Genomic DNA, 8103 nt, shown 5'->3' on the forward strand with positions numbered 1-8103 from the left:
TCTTGCTGTCAGCCAGGTTTGCCTAATCGCGGCTGGTCGTGGGTGGGCAGCAGAATGCGGAAGATTGTTCGGTTGGGTTCGCTGTCACATTCGATGACGCCGCCGTGGTCACCGATAATCTTGGCGACGAGGGCGAGGCCGAGTCCGGTTCCTTGTGGCTTCGTCGTGACGAAGGGATCGAACAGGTGCGGCCTGAGATATTCGGGAACGCCAGGTCCGTTGTCCTCGATCTGAATCATCAGTGGCAGGGCGACGCGCGTTTCAGTGCCGGGGACCGAGAGGCGGACGCCGGGACGGTAAGCGGTTTGTATCGAGATGCGGCCGTGCTCGCGATCGCGTATGGCTTCGGCGGCGTTTTTGACGAGGTTGAGAAGCGCCTGGATCAGCGTATCGCGTTTGCCTGGTACGGGCGGAAGCGAAGGATCGTAGTCTTCGACGAAGGTGATGCCTTTAGCAAAGCCGTTTTCGGACAGGCGACGTACGTGGTCGAGTACGTCGTGGATGTTGATTGGTTCTTTGACTAGGGGGCGTTCGTCGCCAAACACTTCCATGCGGTCAACGAGTTTCCGGATGCGGTCAGTTTCGGCGCAGATGAGCTGGCTGAGTGCGCGGTCGGCGTCAGAGAGGTTTTGTTCCAGGAGCTGTGCCGCACCGCGAATTCCCGACAACGGATTCTTGATTTCGTGGGCCAGTACGGCAGCCATACCCGACACCGAGCGTGCCGCTGCGCGATGTGTGAGCTGGCGTTCAATCATGTGCGCCATGGAACGCTGCTGCAGCATAAGGACGACGGCGTCCGGCACCTCGATGATGGGCCCGCCGTAGACATCGACCAATTTGGGGCCGGAGAAGCGTGGGGTGACAACCTCGACTTCGTATTCGTTCAGAGTCGAGCCGGTCTCGCGCACTTGCTCAGCAAGCGCGATGAGCGGACAGCCAAAGCCGAGCAGATCATCCAGACGTACGCGACGTAGCATTGCTTCCGACGTCGAGAAGAAGGACTCGGCGGCGGAATTCGCGAAGATGAACTGGTTGTCGTGTGCAATGACAAAGATTGGATGTGGCAGCGCTGCCAGCAAGGCTTCCTGGGTCAGCGGATACCGTGCATTTATCTCGGCAGCTGAAGCGAGTTTGTTCGGACCCGGGCGCCGCTTGATGCGATAATCCGGCGCCAGCGTGAAGGCAGGCCGCGAGGGTGGTGGTTCTGCCGAGGGCGTTGAAAGGATCTGTGTTTCGACGGGTTTCAGCGTCGCTGTGCTGGGCGTGGACGTCGGCTTTGACGCTTCGGCTTCGGGCTTCACGGTTTTCGCTTTTGGTGCGGTTCCGGCTTTTGGCTTGCCCTGGGCTGCAGCGCTCTTTGCAGGCTTCTTCGTGGGAGCCTTGCGTTTTGATTTGCCGCCGGCGTTGTCGGACTTGTCGATCATGCGGCGACCTCGCCGGCGTGATCATAGAATTCAGCGAGCCCCTTTAAGACGCGAATGGGGTTGTCATCCGTGCACAAGCGCCGTCGCCAGGATTTCAGCTCGCTGGTTAATCGGCCGCTAGTCTCAAGATACCAGCCGATATGCTTGCGGCCATTGCGCAGGCCGAGTGCTTCGCCATAGTGGGCCAGCATCGCGGTTATGTGTTCACAGGCGATGCGTTTTTGTTCGGGCAGTGATGGCGGACCCATATCGCGTCCGGCGGCTAAGCTTCGTGCAATACGTCCGGGCTGCCAAGGAGCGCCATATCCTCCACGCCCGATCATGACGCCATCGGCGCCCGAGAGCTCCATGGCGGTTTTCGCGTCGTCCGGCGTCGTAATGTCGCCGTTGACGATGACGGGAATGCTGACGGCGGTTTTGACTTCGGCAACCCTGGCCCAGTTCGCCTTGCCCTTGAAAAACTGGCAGCGGGTGCGGCCGTGGACTGTGACGAGCTGTATTCCGGCGCTCTCGGCCTTGCGGGCGAGTTCGGGCGCGTTGATCGTGTCCTGATCCCAGCCCAAACGCATTTTGAGCGTGACGGGGACGTCGACAGCTTCGATGACAGCTTCGATGAGGCCCAGCGCGTGTTCTGGGTTCCGCATCAAGGCGCTGCCTGACAGCTTGCCTGTCACTTCGCGCGCCGGGCAGCCCATGTTGATATCGATAATCTCAGCGCCTAGATCGCAGGCAATTTTCGCGCCCTCGGACATCCAACGGGCTTCGCGTCCGGCCAACTGCACAACGAACGGTGTCAGCTCGGAGCCAGTTGCACGCCGCAGGACGTCAGAGCGCTGTGCGACAAGTTCGGAGCTGGCGACCATCTCGGATACGACCCAGCCTGCCCCTAAACGGTGGGCGAGTTGGCGGAACGGCAGATCCGTCACCCCTGACATTGGCGCGAGGAGTACGGCGTTTTCTGACGTATGTCGGCCGATAGTTAAGGGGCCGGCGGGTATCATGCTCATCCAGATTGGCCTACTTTTTGTGCATGTAATTTTTATGCCTTGGTATTGTGCAGATTAGGGCAGGCAGATTTCTTTCGCAAGTGCGTCATGCACGCTTTTGCCGGGGCAATTGCTGAAATCCCAGTCGGTAGGTATGAAGGCGCGTCTGGGCGCAGCAAAAAGGCTAAGACTTTGAAGGTTGCAGCATTGGTCGTCGCCGCGGGGCGGGGACATCGAGCCGGCGGGACGATCGGATCGCCGAAACAATATGCCTTGGTCGGCGGTGTTCCTGTTCTTCGGCGCTCTATTGATACGTTCGACGCTCATCCCCGAATCGATCTGCTCGCCGTCGTGATTCATCCTGACGATCAGGAGTTGTATCTCGGCGCTACTCGGAATTGCTCGATGAAGTTGCGCGCTCCCATCGTCGGTGGCGACACACGTCAGCAATCTGTTCTTGCCGGGCTTGAAACCCTGGCCGGGGAACACCCCGACGTCGTGCTGATCCATGATGCCGCTAGACCGTTCGCCGATGCCAAGATCATTGATAGGGTTATTTCCGCGCTCGAAGCAGGAGCGAGGGGAGCGATTGCGGCGAGCGCTTTGGCTGATACGCTCAAGCACGTCGATGACAGAGGGCGCATAGGTGCCACTATTCCCCGCGAGGAGTTGTGGTGCGCACAGACTCCGCAGGGCTTCACCTTCGCTGAAATATTAGACGTCCATCGAAAGGCCGCGGCTTCGGGTGAAAACCGCTTTACCGACGATGCGTCCATTGCTGAGTGGGCGGGCCTGGATGTCGTTGTAGTTGAGGGTTCCAGCGCAAATCGAAAGCTGACAACGGCGGAGGATCTCATTCTGGCTGATCGACTTCTATCATCGAGAGATCGTGACCTTGTCCCGCACGTTGGAACGGGCTTCGACGTTCATCGCTTCGGCGACGGTGACCATGTTTGGCTGTGTGGGGTGCGCATTGAACATAGCCACAGTCTTGTTGGCCACTCGGACGCCGACGTTGGACTTCATGCTCTCACAGATGCGCTCCTTGGAGCCCTGGGTGATGGTGATATCGGCGCGCATTTCCCGCCAAGTGACATCCAGTGGAAAGGGGCGCGATCAAATATCTTTCTTGAGGATGCGGCGCGTCGGGCGCGTGAACGCGGGGGCCGTATCAGTAACGTTGACGTCACGTTGCTGGCAGAAACACCTAAGATCGGTCCGCATCGAGATGCGATGCGTGCGGCGATCGCTGCGATCCTCGAAATCGATATTCGGAATGTCGGCGTGAAGGCAACGACGATGGAGGGGCTTGGCTTTGTCGGTCGGGGCGAAGGTCTCGCGGCAATGGCAAGCGCCACGGTTCTGTTGCCGTATTAGGGGACTGGATGGCGGAGTGGCGTTGCCGGTTCGCCTCACTTCAGCATCCCCTTGATTGATTTGCGCTTCGCAGAGTTGCCGCCCCCTACGATTTAGGTTCGATTGTGACGGGGTTTTGATTGCCCTGTGGAGAGAATCGCGCCATTAGGGGTTGTATGAACACAATCCGGCTTTTTGGGGGGCCCAGATGAATATGATGGCCGAAACCGTCGATCGTCCTGTCATGCAGGAGCCATCGATTAAGGAAATCGCAGATAGCACAGCTACGTCGTGTCTCGCAACGCGCGTGCGTCAGCTTTCGCGCATCGTGACGCGCGTCTATGACGATGCGATGCGGCCTTTGGGCATTACGGCGAGCCAATACACGTTGCTGGCGCAGTTGGCTGCACGCGATGGTATCACGGCCGTGGAGATCGGCCACGAACTCGACATCGAGAAATCAACACTGTCGCGCAACCTGAAGCGGCTACTGGCGCTGGGCCATATCGTTATGGATCCTCCGGCTGGACGTCGTGGCCGCGGATTGCATCTGACGCCAAAAGGTCAGGCTGTTTTGAGCGACGCCTATCCCATTTGGTCAGATGCTCAGCGACGGGCAACCAAGGCCATGGGCGCTGAGAGCCGCGATATCCTGGATGGGCTTCTGGTTCAGGCCGAACGGCTCGTGGCGGCCTAAGACTTGGTGAATGCTCGTCCGGGTTGGCGAGGTTTGGCAGTTGTGATTGCATAAGACGGCGTGCTTATCTGGCGCGCCGTTTTTTTCGTATCGCGTCGGGTAGGGCGATAATGGAGATCGGTTCTGTCCATGCTGAATGCCGTGATGATAAAGGATGCGGTTCGCCTGGTGGGCGAATTGCGCGCAGCAGATCTCAAAGTTGCCTCGGCGGAAAGCTGTACGGGCGGGCTCATCGCGGCTGCATTTACGAGCGTTGCCGGCTCGTCGGAAGTTTTTGAGCGCGGGTTCGTTACCTATTCCAACGAGGCGAAGAGCGAGTTGCTCGGTGTTAGTCCTGCACTCATCGCAACGCAGGGGGCGGTCAGTAGGGATGTGGCGCGTGCGATGGCCCTTGGTGGTCTGGACCATGCTCATGCGGATATCTGCGTTGCTGTGACGGGGATTGCGGGACCGGGAGGTGGTAGCGCCACGAAGCCAGTAGGGCTTGTTTATCTTGCGGCAGCACGAAGGAACCGTGAGTGTATCGTGGAAGAGAAGCGCTTCGGTGATGTCGGCCGTAATCAAGTGCGTGAACTAACCGTCGCAGCAGCTTTTGATCTCGTTCGCGGTATGATCGCTGATCCTGACGCCTGAGGGTAAAGGTCGGAGATTTAAGAAAATGGCTCTTGCTTGGTTTCGCGGTTTTAGAGGTTCAGCTATCGCTGGATGCTACGCAGCGGGGCTTTTTCTCGCTGGAACTGGCGTCGTCTTTGCTGCCGACTTCAGCGTGCGAGATATGACCGAGAGGCTTTTTGCGGCCGACGCAGGAACTCCGGTTGACTTTGCCGGGCATGATCTTTCGCAGCTTGATCTCGCAGGGCTAAATTTTAAGGCCGCGAAACTATCGGGAGCGGATCTGTTTGGAGCGGATCTGTCAGGCGCCGATCTCAGTGGCGTTGATCTGGTCAGGGCTCGTCTCGATCGTACTGTGATCATCTCCAGCCGATTTGTGCGCGCAAACCTTTCCGAGGCCAGTCTATTGCGGCCATCAACCTCAAATGAGCTTGTTCCTCGTGCTGGGGAGGCTGCAGATTTCACGGATGCGAATCTCACGAACGCGAAGCTGTTCGGGCGTTTTGACGGCGCGAGCTTCCGTGGGGCGAATATGTCAGGAGCAACTCTGGCACCATTCGGCCGGACAGGCTTTATCGAGAATATCTGGCGTAGCGATTTGCGGTCGGCCGACCTTTCGGGCGCCAACCTGACCGGTGCTAATCTCGGCCACGCGATGTTGGCCTTTGCGAAGCTGAGGGGAGCCAACTTGCGTGATGCACGATTGTGCGATGCGGATCTTTCCGGGGCCGATCTCAGTGGAGCCGATGTCGCGGGCGCTGACTTTACCGGCGCGATTTTAGATGGCGCCAAGCTCAATGACACGATTGGGTTGGCGCAGGCCATTGGGATGGCGAGAAAACGCGAATTGCAGTAGCCGCCGTCGTTCCGATGCGGATTGAGCGTTCATCCGCTCGCTGAAGCGGCAAGGCCGTATGGGCCGTACACTTTGCGGGCCCGCTCTTCAAAAGCTTTAGTGAATTTGCGAAATGCTTGATCGAATAACGCGCCCATCAGCATCTGCAGCATCATCGATTTGAATTCGTAGGTTATATAAAAATCTACGTCGCAGCCGTCAGGCGCGTCGTGAAAACTCCAGCGGTTTTCGAGGTGCTTGAAGGGGCCATGGAGGTATTTGACAAGGATGCGGTTCTCGTTGGGCTCCAGCAAAACCCGGGTCGTCATGTTCTCCCGGATCGCCTTGTAGCCGACGTCCATGCGAGCAACGAGCATCGTATGGTCGGGGTGTTCGTCCCGCCGCGTGATGGTGAGATTCTCACATAACGGAACGAACTGCGGATAGGTTTCGACGTCAGCGACCAGATCGAACATCTGCTTGGCTGTCCAGGACATGCGATGTCGAGTCGAGAAGCTGGGCATGGGCCTTCGTGAGCTTGTAAATTTGATTGGCTCAGTTTCGAGCCTATTCCGGTAACGATCCCGCCGTTCTTATCAGGGTGCAGGCGTTGGGCAACCGGCTGTTTGTCGCTGGTTGAGCGATTGCAGCTGAGCCTCGCGGGCAGCGCGTAGACGCGCGAAGTCCTCACCTGCGTGGTGGCTGGAACGCGTAAAGGGGCTTGCTGAAACGATCAGGAAGCCTTTCGTCAGAGCGATACGTTCATAACTGTGGAATTCTTCGGGGTGCACGTAACGTTTCACCTCTGCGTGCTTCAGCGTGGGCTGCAGATATTGGCCAATGGTGAGAAAGTCGACATTCGCAGAGCGTAGATCGTCCATGAGCTGTTGGACTTCTTCGCGTGTTTCACCCAGTCCCACCATGATCCCTGACTTCGTGAACATAGAGGGGTCGAGTTCTTTGACGCGTTGAAGGAGGCGCAAAGAGTGGAAGTACCGCGCGCCTGGACGGATACGTAAATAGAGGCTCGGGACTGTTTCCAGGTTGTGATTGAACACATCGGGTTTGGCTGCCACGACCGTTTCAAGTGCGCCATCCTTGCGCAGGAAATCCGGGGTAAGGATCTCGATTGTTGTGCTGGGTGTTGCCGCGCGAATAGCTTCGATGACGTGAGCGAAATGAAGGGCGCCGCCGTCAGGTAGATCGTCTCGGTCCACGGACGTGATGACGACGTGGCGTAGCACCAAGCGCGCAACGGCATCGGCGACGCGTGCGGGTTCGTTCTTGTCGAGCGGTAAAGGAAGGCCGGTTTTCACGTTGCAGAATGCGCAGGCGCGCGTGCAGGTGTCGCCCATGATCATCATGGTAGCGTGACGGCTCGTCCAGCACTCACCAATATTGGGGCAGCCAGCTTCCTCGCAGACGGTATGCAGGTTGTGTTCGCGCACTATGGCGCGCGTCTTGACGAACGCGTCCGAACTGGGTGCCTTGATCCGGATCCATGACGGTTTGGGTAAGCGTTCCGTGTCAGGCCGGTGGGCCTTTTCCGGGTGGCGCGGGCGTTCCGGCGGCGAAACCTTGTCGATAACAGTAACCATGATGATCGGGGGCAAACCTATGTTGTGTGCTGTGACGCACTATTAGGTGGCTAAATAGGCCCTCCGATCAACCCCTCCGTCCGCCGTAGTCTCGTCCCCGTTTAGCGCGCAATCAGCCTTGCTAGAAGAACGACGATGATCGCACCAATGGTCGAGACCAGAATCTGCGTTCCGAACGGAACTTGACTGGTTACATCGGTGACCGAGGGTGGGAGAGCAATAACGCCCAACTGGACCAACAGTCCGCCAAGAAGCGCGCCCAGGATGCCGACGATCAAATTACGGATCAGGCCCCCGCCGCCGAGCAGGAGACCAGCCAACCAGCCTGCAATCAGGCCGTTGATCACCATGACAACCCATGGGTTGTCGAGATAGACGAGCGCGTCTTCCATGGTATCGCCCCAGTTAAATCGTTTTTGTTTGAAGCAGGTTAGGCGATCAGGCGGGCCAGAAGTACGACGACGATAGCGCCGACCGTCGCTGTGATGATCTGGCTCAGTAGTGCACTGCGTATGCCGAGGCGGATACCCAGCGCGTCGAAGAGATACCCGCCAACGAAGGCGCCGATCACACCGGTGATGAGATATCGGATCAG

The 8103-nt window shown here is 58.3% G+C and carries 10 protein-coding genes; 4 read left to right on the forward strand and 6 right to left on the reverse strand.

Annotated elements, in window-relative coordinates:
- Positions 1 to 8: 8 nt before the first annotated feature.
- Positions 9 to 1424 carry a two-component system sensor histidine kinase NtrB gene (locus tag K5845_RS19235; protein WP_287959709.1) on the reverse strand — a complete coding sequence of 472 codons (1416 nt, stop codon included), beginning with the start codon at positions 1422 to 1424 and terminating at the stop codon, positions 9 to 11.
- Complete coding sequence (gene dusB / locus K5845_RS19240) at positions 1421 to 2431, reverse strand: tRNA dihydrouridine synthase DusB (RefSeq protein ID WP_082101149.1); 1011 nt, start codon at positions 2429 to 2431, stop codon at positions 1421 to 1423. Before dusB ends, K5845_RS19235 begins: the two co-directional genes overlap by 4 nt.
- 87 nt (positions 2432 to 2518) lie before the next feature.
- Here dusB and K5845_RS19245 point away from each other — a divergent pair, with 87 nt between their 5' ends.
- The 4 genes from K5845_RS19245 to K5845_RS19260 all read left to right on the forward strand — a co-directional run bounded on the left by K5845_RS19245 (position 2519) and on the right by K5845_RS19260 (position 5931).
- Complete coding sequence (locus K5845_RS19245; RefSeq protein WP_287959710.1) at positions 2519 to 3787, forward strand: bifunctional 2-C-methyl-D-erythritol 4-phosphate cytidylyltransferase/2-C-methyl-D-erythritol 2,4-cyclodiphosphate synthase; 1269 nt, start codon at positions 2519 to 2521, stop codon at positions 3785 to 3787.
- Positions 3788 to 3974: 187 nt separating this feature from the next.
- Positions 3975 to 4463, forward strand: a complete 489-nt coding sequence (locus tag K5845_RS19250) for a MarR family winged helix-turn-helix transcriptional regulator (protein WP_046478591.1) — start codon at positions 3975 to 3977, stop codon at positions 4461 to 4463.
- 129 nt (positions 4464 to 4592) lie between these two features.
- Positions 4593 to 5096, forward strand: coding sequence for a CinA family protein (locus K5845_RS19255; RefSeq protein WP_090230633.1), 504 nt, complete (start codon positions 4593 to 4595; stop codon positions 5094 to 5096).
- Between the two features lie 25 nt (positions 5097 to 5121).
- Positions 5122 to 5931 carry a pentapeptide repeat-containing protein gene (locus K5845_RS19260; RefSeq protein ID WP_090230630.1) on the forward strand — a complete coding sequence of 270 codons (810 nt, stop codon included), beginning with the start codon at positions 5122 to 5124 and terminating at the stop codon, positions 5929 to 5931.
- Positions 5932 to 5960: 29 nt separating this feature from the next.
- On the opposite strand, the gene K5845_RS19265 is transcribed toward K5845_RS19260, so the two are convergent.
- The 4 genes from K5845_RS19265 to K5845_RS19280 all read right to left on the reverse strand — a co-directional run.
- Complete coding sequence (locus K5845_RS19265; protein WP_287959711.1) at positions 5961 to 6434, reverse strand: type II toxin-antitoxin system RatA family toxin; 474 nt, start codon at positions 6432 to 6434, stop codon at positions 5961 to 5963.
- A gap of 72 nt (positions 6435 to 6506) precedes the next feature.
- Positions 6507 to 7508, reverse strand: coding sequence for a lipoyl synthase (lipA, locus tag K5845_RS19270; RefSeq protein ID WP_287959712.1), 1002 nt, complete (start codon positions 7506 to 7508; stop codon positions 6507 to 6509).
- A 101-nt stretch (positions 7509 to 7609) separates the two neighbouring features.
- A complete protein-coding gene (locus K5845_RS19275; RefSeq protein ID WP_046478597.1) occupies positions 7610 to 7900 on the reverse strand; it encodes a hypothetical protein in 291 nt (96 codons plus the stop codon).
- Between the two features lie 38 nt (positions 7901 to 7938).
- The coding region (locus K5845_RS19280) for a GlsB/YeaQ/YmgE family stress response membrane protein (protein ID WP_287959714.1) at positions 7939 to 8103 on the reverse strand (165 nt) is incomplete at its 5' end.

This window comes from Filomicrobium sp. (assembly GCF_025698805.1).
GTDB classification, from domain to species: domain Bacteria; phylum Pseudomonadota; class Alphaproteobacteria; order Rhizobiales; family Hyphomicrobiaceae; genus Filomicrobium; species Filomicrobium insigne.